Raw genomic sequence first — 23,542 nt, 5'->3', positions numbered from 1 at the left:
ACACATACCAATGATGGAGTGCATTGCAGCAAAAGACAAGATGCCGGGTTCGAAATAGCCGACCGAGCGAGCTTCCGCGCCGCGGCAGGTTGCTATTGACTGATCTGACGGGCAAGGTCTTGCCGGGTCGCGCCATTGTTCCGGGAGGAGTGGCATGGACGCAGCCGACAAGGCCGCCCGGATCGTTCGGACGGTTGTCGAAACGCTGAAGCCGGGTTTCGCGGTCAGGCTGTGGACCGGCGAACGGATCGGTCCGGCCAGCGGTCCCGTGCTTGTCATCAACGACCAGATATCGTCTGGCGGATGGTGCGCCGGCCCTCTTTCTCGACGCTGATCGAGATGTGGATCTCCAAGACCGTCGCCACCAAGCGCGCGCGGGGGCCGAGCGGGCTGCCGCCGACGCGGGCCGACCTTTATCGGTGATTACCGGAAACGAATCGCGTCACCGACCTTGACGCTGGCCGGCTGGTCGACGGTGCAATAGACGCCGAGATTGTGCGCATTGTGGCGGACCAGATTGCGCAGGATCGCCGGCTCGTGGTCGAAGCCGTCCTGGGCGATGATGGTGAAGCCGCAGCGGCGGCACGGCTCCGAGATGGTGAGCAAGAGATCGCCAACCGCCAGCTTGCGGCCGATCCATTCGGTTTCCGGAAACGAGCCTTCGACCGGCTTCGTGTCGACGACAATGTTGGGGCGGAAGCGGCGCGGATCCACGGTGCCCTCGGGATGCAGCGCCTTCAGACGCGCCAGCGAGGCCGTGGTCAGAAGGTGGACCGGGGCCTTGCGATAGCGTTCCGTCGTCAGCGGACCGGAATAGCCGGGAGGAGCGTTTTCCCGGCGAAACGGCCGGATCGACGCCTCGAAGCCGAGATGGGCCGAAATAGCGGAGTCGCTTTCGGCGCCGGGTGCGGCCAGCCAGTCGCCGCCGGGCACGGCGACCTCCAGCTCGCTGCCGGCCGCCAGCCGGGTGCGGATGCGCGGCACCTTGTGCCATTTCGCTTCGCGGTCGGGCCGGGCGATCTCATTGTCGGCGGCATCGACGAGGCCGAACATGCGGTCCCCGTCGATGCTTTCGAGCCCGATCGTGAGCGCATCCAGGCGTTCGCCGGCAAGCGAACTTGCCGGATAGCGCCAGAGTTCGCCGACAGTGCCCAGCAAGGCCTCGTCCTGCATCAGCCCTTCTTGTTCTGCCGGTTGGCTACCAGATCGTCGACGACGGCCGGATCGGCGAGGGTCGAGGTATCTCCAAGGGCGGCAAAATCGTCCTCGGCGATCTTGCGCAGGATGCGGCGCATGATCTTGCCCGAGCGCGTCTTGGGCAGGCCGGGCGCGAACTGGATCTTGTCGGGCGAGGCGATGGCGCCGATTTCCTTGCGGACATGGGCGATGAGTTCCTTGCGCAATTCCTCGCTCGGTTGTTCACCGGCCATCAGCGTGACATAGCAGTAGATGCCCTGGCCCTTGATGTCGTGGGGATAGCCGACGACGGCGGCTTCCGAAACCTTGTCGTGGCTCACGAGCGCCGATTCCACTTCGGCCGTGCCCATGCGGTGACCGGAGACATTGATGACGTCGTCGACGCGGCCAGTGATCCAGTAATAGCCGTCGGCGTCGCGGCGACAGCCGTCGCCGGTGAAGTATTTTCCCTTGTAGTTCGAAAAATAGGTCTGCACGAACCGGTCGTGATCGCCATAGACGGTGCGCATCTGACCGGGCCAGGAATCGGCTATGCAAAGATTGCCGTCGGCCGCCCCTTCCAGCACCTTGCCCTCGCCGTCGACCAACTGCGGCTTGATGCCGAAGAAAGGCCGCGTCGCCGAGCCTGCCTTGAGGTCGGTGGCGCCCGGCAACGGCGTGATCAGGATCCCGCCGGTCTCGGTCTGCCACCAGGTATCGACGACCGGCACCTTGCCGTTGCCGACGACGTTGAAATACCACTCCCAGGCTTCCGGATTGATCGGCTCGCCGACCGAACCCAGCACGCGCAGCGACTTGCGCGACGTCTTCTTCACATGGGCGTCGCCGGCGCCCATCAGCGCGCGCAACGCGGTCGGCGCGGTATAAAAGATGTTGACCTTGTGCTTGTCGATAACTTCCCAGAAGCGCGACTGCGAGGGATAGTTCGGCACGCCTTCGAACATCAGCGTGGTGGCGCCGTTGGCCAGCGGTCCATAGACGATGTAGCTGTGGCCGGTGACCCAGCCGACATCGGCGGTGCACCAGTAGATATCGCCGTCATGGTAGTCGAAGACGTATTGATGCGTCATCGAGACATAGACGAGATATCCGGCAGTGGTATGCAGCACGCCTTTCGGCTTGCCGGTCGAGCCAGACGTGTAGAGGATGAACAGCGGATCTTCCGCCTTCATCTTCTCGGGTTTGCATTCGGCTTTCACCGTCGCGGCTTCGTCGTGGTACCAGACGTCGCGGCCCGGCACCCAGCCGACCTTGCCGCCGGTGCGGCGCACGACCACCACCTTGTCGACCTTTGTGCCGGCCTTGCCGGCGATCTCGACCGCCTTGTCGGTGTTCTCTTTCAGGGGGATCGCCTTGCCGCCACGCAGGCCCTCATCGGCGGTTATGACAATGGTGGACCTGCAGTCGTCGATACGCCCTGCGAGCGCATCTGGCGAGAAGCCGCCGAAGACCACCGAGTGGATGGCGCCGACACGCGTGCAGGCGAGCATCGCATACGCGGCTTCCGGGATCATCGGCATGTAGATCGTGACGCGGTCGCCCTTCTTGACGCCATGCTTCTTCAGCACATTGGCGAAACGGCAGACATGCGCGTAGAGCTCGTTGTAGGTGATCTTCCTGTCGTCGTAGGGGTTGTCGCCTTCCCAGATGATGGCGGTCTGGTTGCCGCGTTTCTTCAAATGGCGGTCGATGCAGTTATAGGAAACGTTGGTCTGCCCGTCCTCGAACCATTTGATCGAGACCTTGCCGTCGAAGGAGGTGTTCTTGACCTTGCCGAAGGGCTTGAACCAGTCGATCCGCTTGCCGTGCTTGCCCCAGAACTTGTCCGGGTTCTTGACGCTGTCGGCATACCATTTCAGGTAAGTGTCGTTGTCGATCAGCGCGTCTTTTTTCCACGCCGGCTGAACGCGGTGGACATGAACCTCGGACATTTCCTGACTTTCCTCCCAAACCAATCGCCGACTTGAAATGCCAGCGGGATCACGGCGACCCGGCCGCGAATTCCGCGGCATTATTACCAGTTCCGCGGTGACGGCAACATTAGACGTTGGATTCGCGCGGCGGGATGCCGCAGGCGGCTTTGCCCGGGCTGTCAGCACTCAGCCGATGCCGCTGCTAACTACGTGTTTTCGCGCGGAAAACCCCTTCTCGATCAAGAAAAAATCAATAGACAGTTAAGCAACGGCGCGCACAATCCGGTGTCGGGAGGAAAGGAGAATCAATTTGGGGACCGGCATGCGCGATCATTCCGAAATGGACCTGATGCTCAGGGGCTATGGCCTGACCACGGCCAAGATTCTTTATCACTTCCCGGACCATCCGCATCTCTTGCAGAGCTTCATCTGGCAGGACTACGATCTGGCGCCGCAATTTCCGGTGCTGATCAAGTTCATCGAGTTCTGGAAGGCCAAGCTGGACGGGCCGCTGCATTCGGTCAGCTACACCCACCAGAAGCTGATCGCGCCGAACGAATGGCGCAAGGTGGATGGCGAGTTCGTGCTGCATTAGTTTCTTGGCGCAGAAGTTTTGACCCTGGCGATTGGCGGAAAACATCAATGACTTCGTCATCCTCGGGTCTTCGCGACGCCGCTTCGCGGCTGCTCCGCCCGTGGATGACGAAGTTGGGGTTCCGGCTGCCCTATCCCAAAATGAACGACCGCGACGGGTTCACACCGCCGGCGGGTTAAGCCTGGCAAAGCCTTCCTGCCGGCGATAAGGAAAATATGGATAGGGCGCGGTGACCTCGCTTGCCGCATCGAGCTTTCTCATCTGCTCCGGCGTTAAATTCCAGCCGACCGCGCCGAGGTTCTGGCGCAATTGCTCCTCGTTGCGGGCGCCGATGATGACGGAGGAAACGGCCGGGCGTTGCAGCAACCAATTGGTGGCGATCTGCGGCACCGTCTTGCCGGTTTCCTCCGCCACCGCGTCGAGCGCGTCCACGACCCTGTAGAGATGTTCGTCCGCGACCGGCGGGCCGAAACTCGCGGTGTCGTGCAGCCGGCTCTTTTCCGGCAGGGGCTGTCCGCGGCGGATCTTGCCGGTCAGGCGGCCCCAGCCGAGCGGACTCCACACCAGCGCGCCGACACCCTGGTCGAGGCCGAGCGGCATCAGCTCCCACTCGTAGTCGCGGCCGACCAGCGAATAGTAGACCTGATGCGCGACATAGCGTGGATAGCCGTGCCGGTCGGCCAGTCCAAGCGACTTCATCACTTGCCAGCCGGAGAAATTGGAGACGCCGACATAGCGCAGCTTGCCGGCGCGCACGAGCTCGTGCAGCGTCGACAGGACTTCCTCGATCGGCGTGCCGGCATCGAAGGCGTGCAACTGCAACAGGTCGATGTAGTCGGTGCCGAGACGCTTCAGCGCGTCTTCGACCGATCTGATCAGCCGCGAACGCGAGGAGCCGTAGTCGGCCGGCCCGTCGCCCGTCGGCAGCGCGGTCTTGGTCGAGATCAGCACGGCATCGCGCCGGCCCTTGATGGCCTCACCAAGCACTTGTTCCGAGGCGCCGCTCGAATAAACGTCGGCGGTGTCGAACAGATTGACGCTGGCTTCGAGGCAGATGTCGATGAGCCGCCGCGCTTCCCTGGCGTCGCTATTGCCCCAGGCGCCGAACAGCGGGCCGGAGCCGCCGAAGGTTCCTGCGCCGAACGAAAGTGCGGGCACTTTCAGGCCCGATGCACCGAGACGTCGATAGTCCATTTTTTACTCCTTGATGATGTCGAAAACGGATTTTGCGGGCGAGCCCTATGAGCGCACGGAGGCCGGTGCGCCGAGCGTCCGGCCGCGATCGAGGCGTAGCGCCAGTCCCGCCACGCCGAGCGCCGCGACTGGCAGCAAGGCGGCGACCCAGGTGAGCGCACCGAGGCCGAGACCATGGGCGATGACCGCGCCGCCGAGCCAGGCGCCGGCGGCGTTGCCGAGATTGAAGGCGGCGATGTTGAAGGACGAGGCGAGGCTCTGGCCGGCACCTTGCGCCTTTTCCAGCACCCACATCTGCAATGGGGCCACGGTGGCGAAGGCGGCGGCACCGAGCAGGCCGACATAGATGACGGCCATCACCTGATTGTGGATGGCGAAGCTCATGGTGGCGAGCACCAGGGCCAGCACGACGAGACTGCCCAGCACGGCTGGTATCAGCCAACGATCGGCGACCTTGCCGCCGGCGAGATTGCCGGCGATGAGACCGCCGCCGAAGACGAGCAGGATCGGCGACACCGCCGTCTCCTGGAAGCCGCTGATCTCGGTCAGCAACGGGGCGATGTAGGTGAAGACGGCGAAGACGCCGGCATAGCCGAGCACGGTGGTTGGGAGGCCGAGCAGGACCGGCGTGCGGCGCAGCACGGCGAGATCGGCGCGCAGGTCGCTGTTTCCGGGCGACGCCTCGCTGCGCGGCACCAGAGCCAAGATGACGGCGAAGGCGGCCAGGCCAACCAGGGTTACCGCCCAGAAGGTCGCGCGCCAGCCGAAGGCCTGGCCGAGCCAGGTGCCGAAGGGCACGCCGAGGATGTTGGCGATGGTCAGGCCGGTGAACATCAGCGCGATCGCCGAGGCTTTCTTGTTGGGCGCGACCAGCCCGGTGGCGACCACCGAGCCGACGCCGAAGAAAGTGCCATGGGCAAAGGCGGTGATGATGCGGGCGCCCATCAGCGTCCAATAGCCGGGCGCCATCGCGCAGGCGAGATTGCCGAGCGTGAATATCGCCATCAGCGCCAGAAGCACGGTCTTGCGTGGCCAATTGCCGGTGGCGATGGTGAGCAGCGGCGCGCCGATGACAACGCCCAGCGCGTAGCCGGAAATGAGCTGGCCGGCGGCCGAGATCGAGACGCCGAGGTCCTTGCTGACGTCGAGCAGCAAACCCATGATGACGAATTCGGTGACACCGATGCCGAAGGCACCAGCGGCGAGGGCATAGAGAGCAAGAGGCATGGCGATTTCCACTTCGACGGCGAAGAGGCGCCGTCCCGCGCCCAGACCCGGAAGATCGTGTCGCCATGCGCTGTGAACCAGACTTGCGCTGGGCACATTTTCTGTGAAATAGATTCACAAATGGCTAGGCCCGATATCAATCGCTCCGGCGAGATCGAAGTGTTCGTGCGCGTCGTCGAGACGGGCAGCTTTTCGGCAGCGGCGCGGGAACTGCGCATGACGCCGTCCGCAGTCAGCAAGCTGATCGCGCGGCTGGAAATGCGGCTTGGCGCGCGACTGGTCAGCCGCTCGACGCGCAAGCTGCAACTGACGCCCGAGGGAACCGCGTTCTACGATAGCGGGCTGCGCATCCTGGCCGACATCGCGGCGGCCGAGCGCGAGGCGGCTGCGGGCGCGGCACCGCGCGGACGGCTGCGCGTCAACACCTACGTTCCCTTCGGAGTGCACCGGCTGGTTCCGCTTCTGCCGCAATTCCTCGATCGCTATCCCGAGATTTCGGTCGATCTGGTGCTGAGCGACAGCGTCATCGACCTGATGGCGGAACGCGCGGACGTTGCCATCCGTGCCGGGCCGCTCGGCGAATCACGGCTGGTGGCACGAAAGCTCGGGCAAAGCCCGGTGGTGGTGGTTGCCGCGCCCTCTTATATCGAGGCGCACGGCTTGCCGCTGACGCCGGCCGATCTCGACAGGCACAATCGCATGGGCTTCGGTTTCGTCAGGCATGTCGACGGCTGGCCGTTCCTCGACGCGGCCGGAAGCACCATCATGATCCCGATCACGGGGAACACGCTGGTCAGCGACGGCGAGGCGATGCGGCTGATGACGCTGGCCGGGGCCGGCGTCTCCAGGCTGGCGCGCTGGCATGTGGCGGCCGATATCGCGGCAGGCCGGCTGGTGCCGCTGCTGGAGGCGTTTAATCCGGGCGACGAGGAGGCAACCCACGCCGTCTATGTCGGCCAGGGCCGACATCTGCCGGCGCGGGTACGGGTCTTCCTTGATTTCCTCGGGGAAAGCGTCCGGCTGACCTGACAGGGTTCCCGGGAGCCGACCGGCTCCCGGGATATTTGTCTTGGGCCGAGCGTTATGCCTTCGGGGTGAACGGCGCCGGGCGCCGGCCGGCGGCTTGACGCTCCAGCATCCAGCCGGGATATTCGGCCGGCAAGGCGCTGACCTCGTCGAGGCGGGCGAGATCGCCGGTGTCGAGCTTCAACTGCGTTGCGGCCAGGTTCTGCTCGAGCTGGTCCATGCGGCTGGCGCCGATAATGACGCTCATCACAAAGGGCTTGGCCAGGACATAGCCGAGCGCCACCGTGGCGACGCTCACACCGTGCTTTCCAGCGATCTCGCGCATGACGGCGACCGCTGCCCAGGCTCGGTCCTCGTTGACCGGCGGAAAGTTGAAGGACGCGCGGCGACCCTCGCCATTGCCGGGCGCGCCCGGGCCATATTTGCCGGAGAGCAGGCCACCGGCCATCGGCGACCACACCATCAGCCCAAGCTTCTCCTCGTTGATGAGCGGCACGATCTCGCGCTCGAGATCGCGTCCGGCGATCGAATAATAGGACTGGACGGTCTCGAAGCGGGCAAAACCCTTGCGGTCGGCGATGCCGAGCGCCTTGGCGATGCGCCAGGCCGCCCAATTGGAAACGCCGACGTAGCGGACTTTGCCGCTGGCAACCAGATCGTCCAGCGCCCGCAAGGTTTCGTCGATAGGCGTCACCGTGTCGGTGCCGTGCAGTTGATAGAGGTCGATGTGGTCGAGCTGCAGCCGTTCGAGGCTGGCATCGACCGAGTCCATGATGTGACCGCGCGAGGAGCCGCGCTGGTTCGGGCCTTCGCCCATGGCGCCGTAGACCTTGGTGGCGACGATCACATCCTGCCGATTGATGCCGAGGTCCTTGATCGACTGTCCGAGCAGCTTCTCGGAGGCGCCGAAGGAATACACATCGGCGGTGTCGAAGAAATTGACGCCCGCGGCAATGGAGCGGGCAACGATCTCGTTGACGCCCTTCTGGTCGAGACTGGCAATCAGGCCCCATTGGGCATTCTGCCCAGCGGCGCCGAAAGTCATGGTGCCGAGGCAGAGTTCGGAGACGAACATCCCCGTATTTCCAAGCTGGTTGTAACGCATGATGGAAGCTCCAGAGAGTTTGTGATGGCACAAACAAATAGGAACGGCACGTTTCGTTTCAACCATTGGCGCAATGGACCGGTCGAACTGGACCATTCTTGCCGCTGGTGCCGAAACTTATCGGAGATGGACCGCTCGGATCATTGTGTTCGGGCGGCGACTGACCTCCTCGACAAATTCGTCGTCCCACTCGGCCCACCGCAGAGCGGATGGTTTTTACCGGCTGCCGAAAATAGCCGAGCCTACCCGGACGCTGGTGGCGCCGAAGGCGATCGCCGTCTCGTAATCGCCGGACATGCCCATCGATAGTTTTGCGACACCGGCCTCCCGCGCCAATTTTTCCAGCAGGGCGAAATGCGGGCCGGGGTTCTCGTCGGCCGGCGGAATGCACATCAGGCCTTCAATGGCGAGACTATGGACATCGCGGCAGCGTGCGACGAAGGCGACGGCGTCGCGCGGCTCGATGCCGGCCTTTTGCGGCTCGGAGCCGGTGTTGACCTGGATGTAGAGTCTTGGCGCGCGGCCCTGCCTGGCGATCTCCTTGGCGAGTTCGGCGGCGATCTTCTCGCGGTCGACCGTTTCGATGACGTCGAATAGCGCCACCGCCTCTTTTGCCTTGTTCGATTGCAGCGGGCCGATCAGATGCAGCTCGACATCCGGAAAAACCGCCTTTAGCGCCGGCCACTTGCCTTGCGCCTCCTGCACCCGGTTTTCGCCGAAGACGCGCTGGCCGGCCTCGATGACCGGGCTGATGTCGGCGGGATCAAAGGTCTTCGACACCGCGACCAGCGTCACCGCGCCGGCTTCGCGACCAGCCTCGCGCTCGGCGGCGGCGATCTTCGCCTTTACCGCGAAAAACTGCTGAACGGTGTCGCTCATGTCTAAATCCTGCTGTTTGACCCGCGTTTTTGTCAGACGCGATACCCATATGGTTGACGGGTTTGCCAAACCATGGTGAACACCCGGACCACATTCCCTGGATTGCCGAGCAGCCGCCAGCAGTCCGCGCATGCTTTTAAGTGAAAAACGTCCCATGGCAACCGAACGATACAATCCGCGCGCGTCAGAACCCAAATGGCAGAAGGCCTGGGCCGCCAGGAAGCTGTTCGAAGCGCACAATGACGATCCGCGTCCGAAATACTTCGTGCTGGAGATGTTCCCCTATCCGTCGGGACGCATCCATATCGGCCACACCCGCAACTACACGATGGGCGACGTGGTGGCACGCTACAAGCGGGCCAAGGGCTTCAACGTGCTGCATCCGATGGGCTGGGACGCTTTCGGCATGCCGGCCGAGAACGCGGCGATGCAGAACAAGGTCCATCCCAAGGAATGGACCTACCAGAACATCGCCACCATGCGCGAGCAACTCAAGGTCATGGGCCTGTCGCTGGACTGGGCGCGAGAATTCGCCACCTGCGACGTCGACTATTATCACCGCCAGCAAATGCTGTTCCTCGATTTCGTCGAGAAGGGGCTGGTGACGCGCAAATCCTCCAAGGTGAACTGGGATCCGGAGGACATGACCGTGCTCGCCAACGAGCAGGTCATCGACGGGCGCGGCTGGCGCTCGGGCGCGCTGGTCGAACAACGCGAGCTGACGCAGTGGTTCTTCAAGATCACCGACTTTGCGCAGGACTTGCTGGATTCGCTCGAAGGCCTCGACGAATGGCCCGAAAAAGTGAAGCTGATGCAGCAGAACTGGATCGGCCGCTCGGAAGGCCTGCTGATCCGCTGGCCGCTGGCCGCGCCGATAGCGGACGAACATGAGCTGGAAGTCTACACGACAAGGCCCGACACCATCTTCGGCGCCTCTTTCATGGCTGTCGCCGCCGACCATCCGCTGGCCAGAAAAGCCGCCGAGAGCAATCCGGCGCTGGGCAAGTTCATCGAGGAGGTCCGGCACATGGGCACCTCGGCGGCGGCGCTGGAGACAGCCGAGAAGAAAGGCTTCGACACCGGAATCCGCGTCGTTCATCCGTTCGACGACAGCTGGACGCTGCCGGTCTACGTCGCCAATTTCGTGCTGATGGAATACGGTACCGGCGCTATCTTCGGCTGCCCGTCGGGCGACCAGCGCGACCTCGACTTCGCCAACAAATACGGCCTGCCGGTGATCCCGGTGGTGATGCCGGAAGGCGCCGACGCGAAGACGTTCCAGATCACCGAAGAAGCCTATGACGGCGACGGCGTGATGATCAATTCACGCTTCCTCGACGGCATGAAGCCGCCGGAGGCATTCGACGAAGTGGCGAAGCTCCTGGAGCAGAAGACGATCGGCAACCGGCCAATGGCCGAGCGCAAGGTGAACTTCCGCCTGCGCGACTGGGGCATTTCGCGCCAGCGCTACTGGGGCTGCCCGATCCCGATGATCCATTGCGAGGATTGTGGTGTCGTGCCGGTGCCGAAGGCCGATCTGCCGGTCAAGCTGCCCGACGATGTCGATTTCGACCGGCCGGGCAATCCGCTCGACCGGCATCCGACCTGGCGGCATGTGACGTGCCCGCAATGCGGCAGGGACGCGCGCCGCGAAACCGACACGATGGACACGTTCGTCGATTCCTCCTGGTATTTCGCCCGCTTCACCGCGCCCTGGGCGCATGAGCCGACCGATCCCAAGGCGGCCAACGAGTGGCTGCCGGTCGACCAGTATATTGGCGGCATCGAGCACGCGATCCTGCATCTGCTCTATTCGCGCTTCTTCACCCGCGCCATGCGCGAAACCGGCCATGTCGACTTGGCCGAGCCGTTCAAAGGCCTGTTCACGCAAGGCATGGTGGTGCACGAAACCTACCGCGTCGGCTCGGCATCGAATGGCCGCTGGCTGGCGCCGTCCGAGGTGCGGCTGGAGGATGTCGACGGCAAGCGCCGCGCCGTCGAGATCGCCACCGGCGAGGACGTGACGATCGGCCCGCTCGAGAAGATGTCGAAGTCGAAGAAGAACACGGTGAGCCCGGAAGACATCACAGATGGCTACGGAGCCGACACGGCACGCTGGTTCATGCTTTCGGATTCGCCGCCCGAGCGCGACGTCGAGTGGACCGACGATGGCGCCGCCGGCGCGCACCGCTTCATGCAGCGCATCTGGCGCCTAGTGTCGACCGCGGCCGAAACGCTGGCGGGCGTCAAGCCTGCCACGGCTGGCGCCGGCGAGGCCGGAGCAGTTTCCAAGGCGACGCACAAGATCCTGAAGGCGGTCGGCGAGGATATCGAGAAGCTCGGCTTCAACCGGGCCATCGCGCGCATCTACGAACTGGCCAATGCGCTGACCGCGCCGCTCAACGAGGTGGCGGAAGACAAGGCGGATTCGGCGCTGAAGGCCGCCTGCCGCGAGGCCGTGGAGATCCTAGTGCATCTGGTCGCGCCGGTCATGCCGCATCTCGCCGAGGAGTGCTGGGAGGCGCTCGGCGGAACCGATCTGGTCGCCGAACGGCCGTGGCCGGTGTTCGATCCGGCGCTGGTCGTCGACAACGACGTCACCTATCCGATCCAGGTCAACGGCAAGAAGCGCGGGGATTTGACAATTGCCCGCGACGCGGATCAAGGTGCGGTCGAAAAAGCGGTATTGGCTCTCGACTTCGTGCAGAAAGCACTCGAGGGTAAGACACCGCGCAAGGTGATCATCGTGCCGCAGAGGATCGTCAATGTCGTTGCCTGATCGGGAAAAGACAGACGTCAGCCGTTTGCTGCGCCGCGTGGCGCTTGCCGGCCTTATCGGCTCGCTGACGCTTGCCTCGGCCTGCACGGTGCGGCCGCTTTATTCCAACGCGCCGCTGTCGACCGGCTCGACCAGCGCCAATGCCGAACTGGCATCGATCGCCGTCAAGCCGGTCAACACGCGTTACGCCCAACAGGTGCGCAACAACTTGATCTTCGGGTTTGGACGCGGCGCCGGCGAGCCGGTCTCGCCCGCCTACTCACTCAGTCTCGGTGTGACCGAAGCCGTCGAATCCTCGGCACTCGTGCAGGTCGGAACCGACCAGGACGAGCCGACCGCCGGTTCGGTGACGCTGACCGCCGGCTATACGCTGACCGATGCGAAGACCGGTGTCGTCATCGCGGTCGGCAAGCGTTCGATCACCTCGTCCTTCGATAGGCCGCGTCAGGAATTTGCCTCGTACCGGGCGCAGATCGATGCCGAGAATCGTGCCGCGCGCGAATTGGCCGAGGCGCTGCAGCTATCCATCGCCCAGGACCTGGTCAGGCACGGCAAGACGGCGGGCTAGAGCGTATCAGGCGAAACGCGCCGGCTACCTGGTGCCTCCCCACGATATGTAGACCTTGGTTCCTCGGTCGCCTTGCGACGGCCAACGGCATGACCTTCAGCTCACCCATTCCAGCCGGATGAATGGGTGATCGTGGAACGACGATTGGACCGCTCGAACCGATCGCCGACATCGCCGCAAAAGATGCGCTCCAATCGTTGCAGCGGAGCCGGCGGGAAGCAACTGTTAACCACTCGCTCCCTATTGCTCGACAGACGTTTCAGAGTGAGTCTTGAGCATGGAATCCAGGCGTTTTCCTCGGGTCAATTCATTGAAGACAGCTTCGCCCGATGATCCCGCGGCAGGGCGTTTCGGCGGTATGGGCGACAATGCGGACGGCCGGCAGCCGGGCGCATCCAGAACCGGCAATTCCGCGCCGTTTGTCGATCTCGGCGGCAATGAAAGCCCCGCCTGGCAGGATTACTTCTTCCTGGCGCCGAATGTGCGGTTCACGCGCACGCCGGACTATGAGGCCAGGACGCTTCGCCCGCAGCACGACCAGATTGCTGTCGAGCAAAGCGAACCGCTGGAGCCCTCAATGCAGCAAGCAATCGCACAGCCAGTAGCAGCGGCGAGACCCTCCTCCTCGTCATCGGCCTCGACGAGCCGGCACTCCGGTCCGGAGGCCGCCCGGCCGCTTGCCGGCAGCAGAGCCGCGATGCATGCAACGCCATCGGCCCAGGCGGCGGCATCCGTTGCGCCAGGGCGTGCCGGTCAAAAGGCGCCGGCTGTTCCGCCCGCCGAGGTAGCCGCATCGCAACATGCATTCACGCGGGCAGTGTCCGCCCCGGGAACTGGGATGCCGGTCAAGGCAACAGGTCGCAAAAAAGCGCGCTGGCCCTATCTGTCGGATCACGTGTTTTTCGAGGTCATGGCGCCCTACATGATCGAAAGTCCGTCGCCGGTGTCGCGGTCTGCCCCAGCTCCGCGCCCAGCCGGGCCGGTCGTCGCCGAACGGGCCGACATTCACCATGGGCCCGCGGCGGATCCCACTTCGTTGTTTCGTGTCATCGAATGCCTGCCAGGCCTGCAAGCCTCGGTTGCCCTGCCGGATGCCCGTCCAGCCAACTCGAACGAAGCCGCGGTCCAGCCGGCTGAAAGCGTCCCTGTCCCGGTCGCGCAAGGCTCGCAGGAGACCGTCCCGGGTGCGGCCGTGCGGATATCTTCGCCGTTGCCCAAGGTCGGCCGAATCGTCCGGTCGACGACTGGAGCGGCCTACGAGCTTCCCTCGGAAGAGCTGCTACAGCAGCCGCCGGAAGGGCAGGGCTTCTACATGTCGCAGGAGCGGCTTGAGCAGAATGCCGATCTTCTGGAAAGCGTGCTGGAGGATTTCGGCGTACGCGGCGAGATCATCCATGTTCGCCCCGGCCCGGTCGTCACCCTCTATGAGTTCGAGCCGGCGCCAGGCGTCAAATCCTCCCGCGTCATTGGTCTAGCCGACGATATCGCCCGCTCCATGTCGGCGGTTTCAGCACGCGTGGCCGTCGTGCCCGGCCGCAACGTCATCGGCATCGAGCTTCCGAATGAAACCCGCGAGACCGTCTATTTCCGCGAACTGATCGAATCGCAGGGTTTCCGCAAAACCAGCTGCAAGCTGGCGCTTTGCCTCGGCAAGACGATCGGCGGCGAGCCTGTGATCGCCGAATTGGCGAAGATGCCCCACCTGCTGGTCGCCGGCACGACCGGCTCAGGCAAGTCGGTTGCCATCAATACGATGATCCTGTCGTTGCTCTATCGGCTGAAACCGGAAGAATGCCGGCTGATCATGGTCGATCCCAAGATGCTCGAACTCTCCGTCTATGACGGCATTCCGCATCTTTTGACCCCCGTCGTCACGGACCCCAAAAAGGCCGTCACCGCACTCAAATGGGCAGTGCGCGAGATGGAAGACCGATATCGCAAGATGGCCCGGCTCGGCGTCCGCAATATCGACGGCTACAACGAGCGCGCGGCCGCTGCCCGCGACAAGGGCGAGGCGGTCGTCATGACCGTGCAGGCCGGCTTCGAGAAGGGCACCGGCGAACCCCTCTTCGAACAGCAGGAAATCGACCTTGCGCCGATGCCCTACATTGTCGTCATCGTCGACGAAATGGCCGACCTGATGATGGTCGCCGGCAAGGAGATCGAAGGCGCCATCCAGCGCCTGGCACAGATGGCGCGCGCGGCCGGCATCCACCTGATCATGGCAACTCAGCGCCCTTCCGTCGATGTCATCACCGGCACGATCAAGGCCAACTTCCCGACCCGGATCTCCTTCCAGGTCACCTCCAAGATCGACAGCCGCACCATCCTGGGCGAGCAGGGTGCCGAGCAGCTGCTTGGCCAGGGCGACATGCTGCACATGATGGGTGGCGGTCGCATCGCGCGCGTGCACGGTCCCTTTGTCTCGGATGTGGAGGTCGAGCATGTCGTGGCGCATCTGAAGGCACAGGGCCGCCCCGAATATCTGGAAACCGTGACTGCCGACGAGGATGAAGAGGTAGACGAGGGCGACCAGGGAGCGGTCTTCGACAAGGGCTCCGTTGCAGCCGAGGACAGCGATTCCATCTACGACGAGGCGGTCAAGGTCGTGTTGCGCGACAAGAAGTGTTCGACGTCCTACATCCAGCGTCGCCTCGGCATCGGTTACAACCGCGCCGCTTCACTGGTCGAGCGCATGGAGAAGGAAGGGTTGGTCGGCGCACCCAACCACGTCGGCAAACGCGAGATCATCATGGGCCGGCGTCAGCCGGTAACGGCGCCCGACGATGCGGGTACGGACTGATCGGCAGGCCCTGATCCGCACCGCGCACAAAAAAAGACCGGTTGCCCGGTCTTTTTTGCAAAGTGGAATGGTCTCAGCTGATCTTCTGGCCGGTCTTGGCCCAGTCGGCGAGGAACGCTTCCAGGCCCTTGTCGGTCAGCGGATGCTTGACCAGTGCCTTCAGCGTCGCCGGCGGCGCGGTGATGACGTCGGCGCCGATGAGGGCCGCCTGCTTGACGTGGTTTACCGTGCGCACCGATGCGGTCAGGATCTCGGTCTGGAAATCGTAGTTGTCGTAGATCTGCCGGATCTCCTGGATCAACTCCATACCGTCCGAGCCGGTGTCGTCGATGCGGCCGACGAAGGGCGAGATGAAGGAGGCGCCGGCCTTGGCGGCGAGCAGCGCCTGATTGGCCGAGAAGCACAATGTGACGTTGACCATGCGGTTCATCTGAGTGCGGATCGTCTTGCAGGCCTTGAGGCCGTCCAGCGTCAGCGGCACCTTGATGCAGACATTGGGCGCGATCTTGGCCAGCACCTCGGCCTCCGCCATCATGTCCTTGTACTCGGTCGCCACGACTTCCGCCGAAACCGGCCCTGCGACGATATCGCAGATCTGTTTGGTGACCTCGGAGATCTTGCCACCCGATTTTAGGATAAGCGAGGGATTGGTGGTGACGCCGTCGAGCAGTCCCAGATCGTTGAGCTCACGGATATCCTTGATATCGGCGGTGTCGACAAAAAATTTCATGGTGGGTCTCCTGAAGATTTTATCGTGCGGGCTGGGCACGTTCAGCGTCGGCCTTTGCTCTAGACCAAAGTCGGGGCAAGGTCACGCCTCATGATCGAAGATTCGCCCTTTGTCGCGGCCGCGCCGGTGCTGGTGCCGATGCCGGCCGAACGCCCCTACACCTACGCCGTGCCGGCCGGCATGCGCGTGGTGCCGGGGTCGATCGTGCGCGTGCCGCTTGGGCCGCGCCAGGTCGCCGGCATCGTCTGGGATGGCGCGGTCGAGAGGGTCGACGCGAAAAAGCTGCGCCCCATCGAGCAGGTCTTCGACTGCCCGCCGATCGACCGCGCCATGCGCCGCTTCGTCGACTGGGTGGCGCAGTACACGCTGTCGCCGCCGGGCATGGTGGCCCGCATGCTGCTCAGGGCGCCGGAGGCTTTCGACCCCGAACCATGGATCGAGGGGCTGCAGCGCACGCTTCTCGCTCCCGATCGGATGACGGATGCGCGAGCGCGTGTGCTGGAGACCGCCGAAGGCGGGCTTGCCTGGACGCGATCCGGCCTCGCCCATGCCGCCGGCGTATCGTCGACGGTGGTCGAGGGCCTCAAGGCGCAAGGCGTGTTCGAGACGGTGATGATTCCACCGCGCCCGGTGGTGGCCGCGCCTGACTCCAGCTATGCCGTGCCGGAGCTGATGCCGGACCAGAGCGACGCGGCATCGATGCTGCGCGCCAATGTCGCAGCGGCTTCCTTCAGCGTCGCGCTGCTCGACGGCGTCACCGGCTCGGGCAAGACGGAGGTTTATTTCGAGGCGGTGGCGGCGGCGCTCGACCAGGGCAAGCAGGTGCTGATCCTTTTGCCGGAAATCGCGCTGACGCATGCGTTTCTCGAGCGCTTCCAGCAGCGCTTCGGCGCCAAGCCGGGCGAATGGCATTCGGATCTGCCGCCGCGGATGCGCGAACGGGTCTGGCGGCAAGTGGCGGAAGGCGGCGTGCGCGTCGTCGCTGGCGCACGCTCGGCTTTGTTCCTGCCGTTCAGGGAGCTTGGTCTGATCGTCGTCGACGAGGAGCACGACCCCGCCTACAAGCAGGAAGACCGCGTCTTTTACAATGCCCGCGACATGGCGGTGGTGCGCGGCCACATAGGCGGTTTCCCGGTGGTGCTGGCTTCGGCGACGCCATCGGTCGAAAGCCGGGTCAACGCCAGCCAGGGCCGCTACGCCAGGGCGGTGCTTTCGGCTCGCTTCGCCGAGGCGGCGCTGCCTCACCTCAAGGCGATCGACATGCGGCGCGCGCCACCGGCACGGGGCGGCTTCCTGTCGCCGGTCCTGCTCGACCATATGCGCCAGACGCTGGAGAAGAAGGAGCAGTCGCTGCTCTTCCTCAACCGGCGCGGCTATGCGCCGCTGACACTGTGCCGGGTCTGCGGCCACCGCTTCGGCTGTCCGGTCTGCTCGGCCTGGCTGGTCGAGCACCGCTTTCGCGGCCAGCTCGTCTGCCACCATTGCGGGCACAATGAGCGCCGCCCCGAAGCCTGTCCGGAATGCGGAACGCTCGATCATCTGGTCGCCTGCGGGCCGGGGGTAGAGCGCATAGCCGAGGAGGTGGTCGCGCATTTTCCCGACGCACGCACCATCGTGCTGTCGTCCGACCTGATGGGCGGCGTGCGGCGGCTACGGCTGGAGCTGGAGGCGATCGCAAACGGCGAGGCCGACATCGTCATCGGCACGCAGCTGGTCGCCAAGGGCCACAACTTCCCCAACATGACCCTGGTCGGCGTCGTCGATGCCGATCTCGGTCTCGCCAATGGCGATCCGCGCGCCGCCGAGCGTACCTTCCAGCTGCTCAGCCAGGTGACCGGGCGAGCCGGCCGCACCGGCAAGAAGAGCCTAGGCCTGCTGCAAACCTTCCAGCCCGACCACCCGGTGATGCGGGCGATCGTCTCGGGCGATGCCGAGGCTTTTTACGAACGCGAGATCACCGAGCGCGAACGAGCGGCGCTGCCGCCCTTCGGCCGGCTCGCCGGCGTCATCGTCAGCGCGGTGACACGGGCGGAAGCGGAGGGCCATGCACGCGGCCTGCGCCGCGCCGCGCCTGAAGCCACCGACCTGTTCGTGCTGGGTCCGGCGGAGGCGCCGCTGTCGTTGCTGGGCGGCCGCCACCGCTTCCGCCTGCTGATCCAGGGCGAACGGCGCGCCGACATGCAAGGCTTCATCCGTGCCATGCTGGCCAACGGGCCGAAACAGCGCGGCTCGGTCCGGGTGCAGGTCGACATCGACCCGCAGAGCTTTTTGTAAAAACCCGCAGACCTTTTTTGTAAAAAAGAGATCGATCAGTCGGGGTCTGGCGGGTCTTGCAGTATGTTCCAGCACCAAACGTCAAGCGCTTCAAAATGCCTGACGTTTGCCGTAATGACGGTGAGCCCATTTGCTGCCGCCGTGGCAGCGATCAGTATGTCCGCCAGGCCTGGATTCTTCCCTTTCGCAGAGACTGCTTCCTCCATTCGGCCCGCTTTTCGCGCTATATCGGCGTTGATCCCCAGAATTTGATCTGCAAATCCTTCGATAGTGTCGTTGAGCCAGGCAGTGAGACTGTCCGCGCGGTTTGTGGCCCCGGCACGATCGAGCCTGCGTATGCCTTTCTCGATTTCGGTGATCGCTATAACGGAGATGAATAGCGTTTGTTTTTCACCTTGCGTTACGATCCAGTTTGCGACGTTTTTCGCAAGCGGCGGCCTGCCAGGCGCGAACGCGGATAAGATGGAAGTGTCGAGAAGATAGCCGCTCAAAGATCGATATCCCGCGACGGCGACTCGTTCCTTTCAAGCTCGATCCCTCCCGGATAGGTCAGAAGAAACTCTCCGAAGTTTCGACGCTTGGTTGGATAAAGCTTTTGCAGGTCCTCGACCGAAACGACCGCCGCTGCTGGCTTGCCGTGCTTTGTGATAATGGTGGGCTCGCCGCTCTCTGCGGCCTCGACGAGCGCCGAGAACCCTGCCTTGGCTTCCCTAACCTGCATCGTTTTCACGGCAACCTCCTTGTGGTCTCATGGGGTCATAAATATAGGTATTCGAGCAGCAAAGGAACAGCATCGATGAAAACCCTCGGCCTTCTGGGCGGCATGAGTTGGGAATCGACCGCCATCTACTATCGGCTGCTGAACGAGATCGTGCGCGAGCGCCTCGGCGGGCTGCATTCGGCGAAACTGCTGCTCTGGTCCTTCGACTTCGCCGAGATCGCCGAGCGGCAGCATCATGGCGACTGGGAGGGCGCCGGCGTGCTTCTGGTCGAAGCCGCGCGCAACCTTGAGGCCGGCGGCGCGGAAGGGCTGCTTTTGTGCACCAACACCATGCATAAGCTCGCCGATCAGGTGCAGGCGTCGGTATCGATTCCGCTGATCCACATCGCCGACGCCACGGCGGCGGCGATCAAGCGCGCCGGCATGCAGCGCCCGGCTCTGCTGGCGACACGCTTCACAATGGAGCAGGATTTCTACAAGGGCCGGCTTGCCGGCAAATATGGTCTGCAACCTGTCGTGCCCGATGCGGCCGGACGCGACATGGTGCATCGCGTCATCTACGAGGAACTGTGCCAGGGCATCCTCACCGAGGCCTCCAAGGCGGCCTACATTACAGAGACTGAACGTCTGCGCCGCGAAGAGGCCGCCGACAGCGTCATCATGGGCTGCACCGAGATCACCATGCTCATCGGCCAGCAGGATTTCGACATCCCGGTGTTCGACACGACCCGCATCCATGTCGAAGCCGCCGTCGAGTTCGCGCTCTCTTGATGCGCTCCTCCTAAAGTGCCCGCAGCCATCTGGCATCCATTCTTTCCTTCGCTAGAATGCGCGGAATTTCAAACAGGCATTTCGAGGGGACGAGATGGATTTTGCACTTCCGTGGCCGACGAGCCAGGGCGAATGGCTGGCCTGGTCGAGCGCCGCCGTCACCGTGCTGCTCGGCCTTTTGTTCTTTCTGGCGCCGGGTCTTGCCTTCCGTGTCCTGCGCTTGCAGGCCAAGCCGGAGAAGGCGGCGGCGATCGCCGAGGGGCGCGGCAGGATGTCGGGCTTCTATCTCGGCGTCGGCCTGTGCTGCATCCTGCTGGCGCAGCCGCTTATCTACATGGCGCTCGGCTTCTCCTGGCTGTTCACCGCCTTCGGCCGCCTGCTGTCGATGATGTCGGACGGCGCCAACACACCCTTCAACTGGGTTTCAATCGTGGTGGAGCTGGCGCTGGCGGCCTTGCCGCTCGCCTTTGCCTTCGGCTTCGTGCCCTGAATCCGCGGCTATCGCCTGGAGGAAGGCACGAGTCTTTCGCCGGATGCGACAATAGTGCCTGAAACCATACGGAACGACGCATTGCGGTCTTAAAATGCCTGTGCTAGACGGCAATCGACTTTCGGCAGGGGATAGCGGAAGCCGCGCCTCCGTGCTCGAAAAAATGCAGTAAGGTCAAAGATTTAGCCAGAGTTTTCGCTCGCGCCAACAATCTGCGGCCTGTCAGACAAGAGAAAAGACGGTCCGTGGCTCAATCGTCATCGCCAATCTCAGGTGTCGCAGAACGCTACGCGGGTTCGCTGTTCGAACTCGCGCTGCAGGCCAATTCGGTGGCCAAGGTCGAGACCGACCTGAACAGTTTCGAAGCCATGCTCGCGGGCAGCGCCGATCTTACCCGATTGATCAACAGCCCGGTTTTCTCCAGCGAAGACCAAGCCAAGGCCATCGCGGCGATCGCGGACAAGGCGGGGATTACGGGCCTCACCGGCAATTTCCTGCGCGTCGTCGCCAAGAACCGCCGGCTGTTCGCCATCCCCGGTATGATCAAGGCGTTCCGCCAGATCGCCGCCGAGCATCGTGGCGAGGCCGCCGCTGACGTGATTTCGGCTCACGAGCTGACCGCCGCCCAGCAGACCGAACTCAAGGCGGCGCTGAAGAGCGTTGCCGGCAAGGAGGTGGCCATCTCCGTCACCGTCGATCCGTCGCTGCTCGGCGGACTGGTGGTCAAGATGGGCTCGCGCCAGATCGATACGTCGCTCAAAACCAAACTCAATTCGCTCAAGCTTGCACTGAAAGAGGTCGGCTGATGGACATCCGCGCCGCGGAAATTTCCGCAATTCTGAAAGACCAGATCAAGAATTTTGGCAAGGAGGCCGAGGTCTCCGAAGTTGGACAGGTGCTGTCCGTCGGTGACGGTATCGCCCGCGTCTACGGCCTCGACAATGTCCAGGCCGGCGAGATGGTCGAATTCCCCGGCGGCATCCGCGGCATGGCGCTCAACCTCGAGGCCGACAATGTCGGCGTCGTCATCTTCGGCGCCGACCGCGACATCAAGGAAGGCGACATCGTCAAGCGCACCGGCGCCATCGTCGACGTCCCCGTCGGCCCTGGCCTGCTTGGCCGCGTCGTCGACGCGCTCGGCAATCCGATCGACGGCAAGGGTCCGATCAAGGCAGTCGAGCGCAAACGCGTCGACGTCAAGGCGCCCGGCATCATTCCGCGCAAATCGGTGAACGAGCCGATGTCGACCGGCCTCAAGGCCATCGACGCGCTGATCCCGGTCGGCCGCGGCCAGCGCGAGCTGGTCATCGGCGACCGCCAGACCGGCAAGACCGCCATCATCCTCGACACGATGCTCAACCAGAAGTCGGTGCACGACAACGGCCCCGAGAAGGAAAAGCTCTACTGCGTCTACGTCGCCGTCGGCCAGAAGCGCTCGACCGTCGCGCAGTTCGTCAAGGTGCTTGAGGAGCGCGGCGCGCTCGAATACTCGGTCATCATCGCCGCTACCGCTTCCGATCCCGCACCGATGCAGTTCCTGGCGCCGTTCGCCGGCTGCACCATGGGTGAGTATTTCCGCGACAACGGCATGCACGCGCTGATCAGCTATGACGATCTGTCGAAGCAGGCCGTCGCCTATCGCCAGATGTCGCTGCTGCTGCGCCGCCCGCCGGGCCGCGAAGCTTATCCGGGCGACGTCTTCTACCTGCATTCGCGCCTGCTCGAGCGCGCCGCCAAGCTCAACGACGATCTGGGCGGTGGATCGCTGACCGCTTTGCCGATCATCGAAACGCAGGCCAACGACGTATCGGCCTATATCCCGACCAACGTGATCTCGATCACCGATGGCCAGATCTTCCTCGAAACCAACCTGTTCTTCCAGGGCATCCGTCCTGCGGTGAACGTCGGCCTTTCGGTCAGCCGCGTCGGCTCCGCCGCGCAGATCAAGGCGATGAAGCAGGTTGCCGGCTCGATCAAGGGCGAGCTCGCGCAGTATCGCGAAATGGCGGCCTTCGCGCAGTTCGGCTCCGATCTCGACGCCGCCACGCAACGCCTGCTCAACCGCGGATCGCGCCTGACCGAGCTCCTGAAGCAGCCGCAGTTCTCGCCGCTGAAGACGGAAGAGCAGGTCGCGGTGATCTTCGCCGGCGTCAACGGTTACCTCGACAAGCTGCCGGTGAACCAGGTCGGCAAGTTCGAGCATGGCCTGCTCAGCCACATGCGTTCGGCCGGCAAGGACGTTCTCGATGCCATCCGCAAGGAAAAGGCGCTGTCGGACGATCTGCGCGGCAAGCTGAAGGCCGAGATCGACGCTTTCGCCAAGACCTTCGCCTGAGCGAAGCGCCAGTCCGGATGAGACAAGACGGGATCAGGTTTGAAGCATGCCTTCATTAAAAGACCTTCGTAACCGTATCGCCTCGGTCAAGGCGACGCAGAAGATCACCAAGGCGATGCAGATGGTCGCCGCGGCGAAGCTGCGCCGTGCGCAAGAGGCCGCCGAAGCGGCGCGGCCCTATTCGGAGCGCATGGGTTCCGTGCTGGCCAACATTACCCAGGCAATCGGCGGCGGTGGCGATGCCCCGGCGCTGATGACCGGCACCGGCAAGGATGACGTGCATCTGCTCGTCGTCTGCACCGCCGAGCGCGGCCTGTGCGGCGGCTTCAATTCGCAGATCGCCCGCCTGGCCCGCGACCACATCCGCAAGCTTCTGGCCGATGGCAAGAAGGTCAAGATTATCTGCGTCGGCAAAAAGGGTTTCGATATCCTGCGCCGCGATTATGCAGCGATGATCATCGACCGTGTCGATCTGCGCGAGGTCAAGACGCTCGGCTTCGTCAATGCCGATGCCATCGCCAAGAAAGTCATCCACCTCTTCAACGAGGGCGGATTCGACATCTGCACGCTGTTCTACTCGCAGTTCAAGTCGGTCATCAGCCAGATCCCGACCGCGCAGCAGATCATCCCGGCCGGCGTTGCTTCGGCTCCTGCCGAGGCGGCGGTTGGCGGCAACGCCGTGTACGAGTATGAACCGGAGCCGGGCGAAATCCTCTCCGACCTCATTCCGCGCAACATCTCCGTGCAGGTTTTCCGGGCGCTGCTCGAAAACGCAGCCGGCGAAATGGGCGCCAAGATGAGCGCCATGGACAACGCGACGCGCAACGCCGGCGAGATGATCAACAAGTTGTCGATCACCTACAACCGCCAGCGGCAGGCGCAGATCACCAAGGAACTGATCGAAATCATTTCGGGCGCCGAGGCGCTCTAGGCGC

The 23,542-nt window shown here is 63.7% G+C and carries 20 protein-coding genes and 1 pseudogene; 12 read left to right on the top strand and 9 right to left on the bottom strand.

Translation table 11 applies throughout. The annotated features are described in order from the left end of the window. Positions 1 to 154 precede the first annotated feature (154 nt). Positions 155 to 360: pseudogene (locus tag NKI49_RS12530) on the top strand (SAM-dependent methyltransferase); the annotation flags it as partial. A 63-nt stretch (positions 361 to 423) separates the two neighbouring features. Here the strand turns inward: NKI49_RS12530 and NKI49_RS12525 are convergent. Further along, positions 424 to 1,173, bottom strand: coding sequence for an MOSC domain-containing protein (locus tag NKI49_RS12525; protein WP_352606036.1), 750 nt, complete (start codon positions 1,171 to 1,173; stop codon positions 424 to 426). Continuing rightward, on the bottom strand, positions 1,173 to 3,128 hold the full coding sequence (gene acs, locus NKI49_RS12520) for an acetate--CoA ligase (protein ID WP_352606034.1): 1,956 nt from the start codon (positions 3,126 to 3,128) through the stop codon (positions 1,173 to 1,175). The genes NKI49_RS12525 and acs overlap by 1 nt, the downstream gene beginning before the upstream one ends. A gap of 304 nt (positions 3,129 to 3,432) precedes the next feature. Between acs and NKI49_RS12515 the strand changes: the two genes are divergently transcribed. Further along, positions 3,433 to 3,705, top strand: a complete 273-nt coding sequence (locus NKI49_RS12515; protein WP_352606032.1) for an usg protein — start codon at positions 3,433 to 3,435, stop codon at positions 3,703 to 3,705. Positions 3,706 to 3,864: 159 nt separating this feature from the next. Here the strand turns inward: NKI49_RS12515 and NKI49_RS12510 are convergent, their stop codons facing one another. Both NKI49_RS12510 and NKI49_RS12505 read right to left on the bottom strand, forming a co-directional pair. Beyond that, positions 3,865 to 4,899, bottom strand: a complete 1,035-nt coding sequence (locus NKI49_RS12510) for an aldo/keto reductase (RefSeq protein WP_352606030.1) — start codon at positions 4,897 to 4,899, stop codon at positions 3,865 to 3,867. A gap of 45 nt (positions 4,900 to 4,944) precedes the next feature. After that, positions 4,945 to 6,126 carry an MFS transporter gene (locus NKI49_RS12505; protein WP_352606028.1) on the bottom strand — a complete coding sequence of 394 codons (1,182 nt, stop codon included), beginning with the start codon at positions 6,124 to 6,126 and terminating at the stop codon, positions 4,945 to 4,947. 120 nt (positions 6,127 to 6,246) lie between these two features. On the opposite strand from NKI49_RS12505, the gene NKI49_RS12500 reads away from it, so the two are divergent. Further along, entirely contained in the window at positions 6,247 to 7,155 is a 909-nt protein-coding gene (locus NKI49_RS12500) for a LysR family transcriptional regulator (RefSeq protein WP_352606026.1), read from the top strand. A 52-nt stretch (positions 7,156 to 7,207) separates the two neighbouring features. Here the strand turns inward: NKI49_RS12500 and NKI49_RS12495 are convergent, their stop codons facing one another. Both NKI49_RS12495 and NKI49_RS12490 read right to left on the bottom strand, forming a co-directional pair. Then, a complete protein-coding gene (locus NKI49_RS12495) occupies positions 7,208 to 8,257 on the bottom strand; it encodes an aldo/keto reductase (RefSeq protein ID WP_352606024.1) in 1,050 nt (349 codons plus the stop codon). Between the two features lie 216 nt (positions 8,258 to 8,473). Next, positions 8,474 to 9,136, bottom strand: a complete 663-nt coding sequence (locus NKI49_RS12490) for a YggS family pyridoxal phosphate-dependent enzyme (protein WP_352606022.1) — start codon at positions 9,134 to 9,136, stop codon at positions 8,474 to 8,476. Positions 9,137 to 9,290: 154 nt separating this feature from the next. Here NKI49_RS12490 and leuS point away from each other — a divergent pair, with 154 nt between their 5' ends. From leuS to NKI49_RS12475, 3 genes are all read left to right on the top strand, one after another. Then, a complete protein-coding gene (gene leuS, locus NKI49_RS12485) occupies positions 9,291 to 11,915 on the top strand; it encodes a leucine--tRNA ligase (protein ID WP_352606020.1) in 2,625 nt (874 codons plus the stop codon). Further along, positions 11,902 to 12,483, top strand: a complete 582-nt coding sequence (locus tag NKI49_RS12480) for an LPS assembly lipoprotein LptE (RefSeq protein ID WP_352606018.1) — start codon at positions 11,902 to 11,904, stop codon at positions 12,481 to 12,483. Before leuS ends, NKI49_RS12480 begins: the two co-directional genes overlap by 14 nt. Positions 12,484 to 12,760: 277 nt before the next feature. After that, positions 12,761 to 15,286: a DNA translocase FtsK gene (locus NKI49_RS12475; protein ID WP_352606016.1), complete on the top strand. Its 2,526-nt coding sequence runs from the start codon at positions 12,761 to 12,763 to the stop codon at positions 15,284 to 15,286. Positions 15,287 to 15,359: 73 nt separating this feature from the next. Here the strand turns inward: NKI49_RS12475 and fsa are convergent, their stop codons facing one another. After that, on the bottom strand, positions 15,360 to 16,016 hold the full coding sequence (gene fsa / locus NKI49_RS12470; RefSeq protein WP_027025515.1) for a fructose-6-phosphate aldolase: 657 nt from the start codon (positions 16,014 to 16,016) through the stop codon (positions 15,360 to 15,362). A gap of 90 nt (positions 16,017 to 16,106) precedes the next feature. On the opposite strand from fsa, the gene NKI49_RS12465 reads away from it, so the two are divergent. Beyond that, positions 16,107 to 18,290 (top strand): primosomal protein N', encoded by a 2,184-nt coding sequence (locus NKI49_RS12465; RefSeq protein WP_352606014.1) that lies wholly within the window; start codon positions 16,107 to 16,109, stop codon positions 18,288 to 18,290. A 35-nt stretch (positions 18,291 to 18,325) separates the two neighbouring features. On the opposite strand, the gene NKI49_RS12460 is transcribed toward NKI49_RS12465, so the two are convergent. Beyond that, on the bottom strand, positions 18,326 to 18,781 hold the full coding sequence (locus NKI49_RS12460) for a type II toxin-antitoxin system VapC family toxin (RefSeq protein WP_352606012.1): 456 nt from the start codon (positions 18,779 to 18,781) through the stop codon (positions 18,326 to 18,328). Beyond that, on the bottom strand, positions 18,778 to 19,020 hold the full coding sequence (locus NKI49_RS12455; protein WP_352606010.1) for a type II toxin-antitoxin system Phd/YefM family antitoxin: 243 nt from the start codon (positions 19,018 to 19,020) through the stop codon (positions 18,778 to 18,780). The genes NKI49_RS12460 and NKI49_RS12455 overlap by 4 nt, the downstream gene beginning before the upstream one ends. Positions 19,021 to 19,086: 66 nt before the next feature. On the opposite strand from NKI49_RS12455, the gene NKI49_RS12450 reads away from it, so the two are divergent. The 5 genes from NKI49_RS12450 to NKI49_RS12430 all read left to right on the top strand — a co-directional run bounded on the left by NKI49_RS12450 (position 19,087) and on the right by NKI49_RS12430 (position 23,538). Then, complete coding sequence (locus tag NKI49_RS12450; RefSeq protein ID WP_352606008.1) at positions 19,087 to 19,782, top strand: aspartate/glutamate racemase family protein; 696 nt, start codon at positions 19,087 to 19,089, stop codon at positions 19,780 to 19,782. A gap of 94 nt (positions 19,783 to 19,876) precedes the next feature. After that, positions 19,877 to 20,272 carry an AGROH133_08824 family phage infection protein gene (locus NKI49_RS12445; protein WP_352606006.1) on the top strand — a complete coding sequence of 132 codons (396 nt, stop codon included), beginning with the start codon at positions 19,877 to 19,879 and terminating at the stop codon, positions 20,270 to 20,272. A 245-nt stretch (positions 20,273 to 20,517) separates the two neighbouring features. Continuing rightward, entirely contained in the window at positions 20,518 to 21,078 is a 561-nt protein-coding gene (locus tag NKI49_RS12440; RefSeq protein ID WP_352606004.1) for a F0F1 ATP synthase subunit delta, read from the top strand. Next, a complete protein-coding gene (atpA, locus tag NKI49_RS12435; protein WP_027025510.1) occupies positions 21,078 to 22,607 on the top strand; it encodes a F0F1 ATP synthase subunit alpha in 1,530 nt (509 codons plus the stop codon). The genes NKI49_RS12440 and atpA overlap by 1 nt, the downstream gene beginning before the upstream one ends. Before the next feature lie 46 nt (positions 22,608 to 22,653). Beyond that, positions 22,654 to 23,538: a F0F1 ATP synthase subunit gamma gene (locus NKI49_RS12430; protein ID WP_352606001.1), complete on the top strand. Its 885-nt coding sequence runs from the start codon at positions 22,654 to 22,656 to the stop codon at positions 23,536 to 23,538. Positions 23,539 to 23,542 lie beyond the last annotated feature (4 nt).

This window comes from Mesorhizobium sp. M0587 (genome assembly GCF_040320945.1).
In the GTDB taxonomy this organism is placed as follows: Bacteria; Pseudomonadota; Alphaproteobacteria; order Rhizobiales; family Rhizobiaceae; genus Mesorhizobium.
Note: the sequence above shows the minus strand (reverse complement) of the source record. Positions and strands in the feature narration are given on the sequence as shown.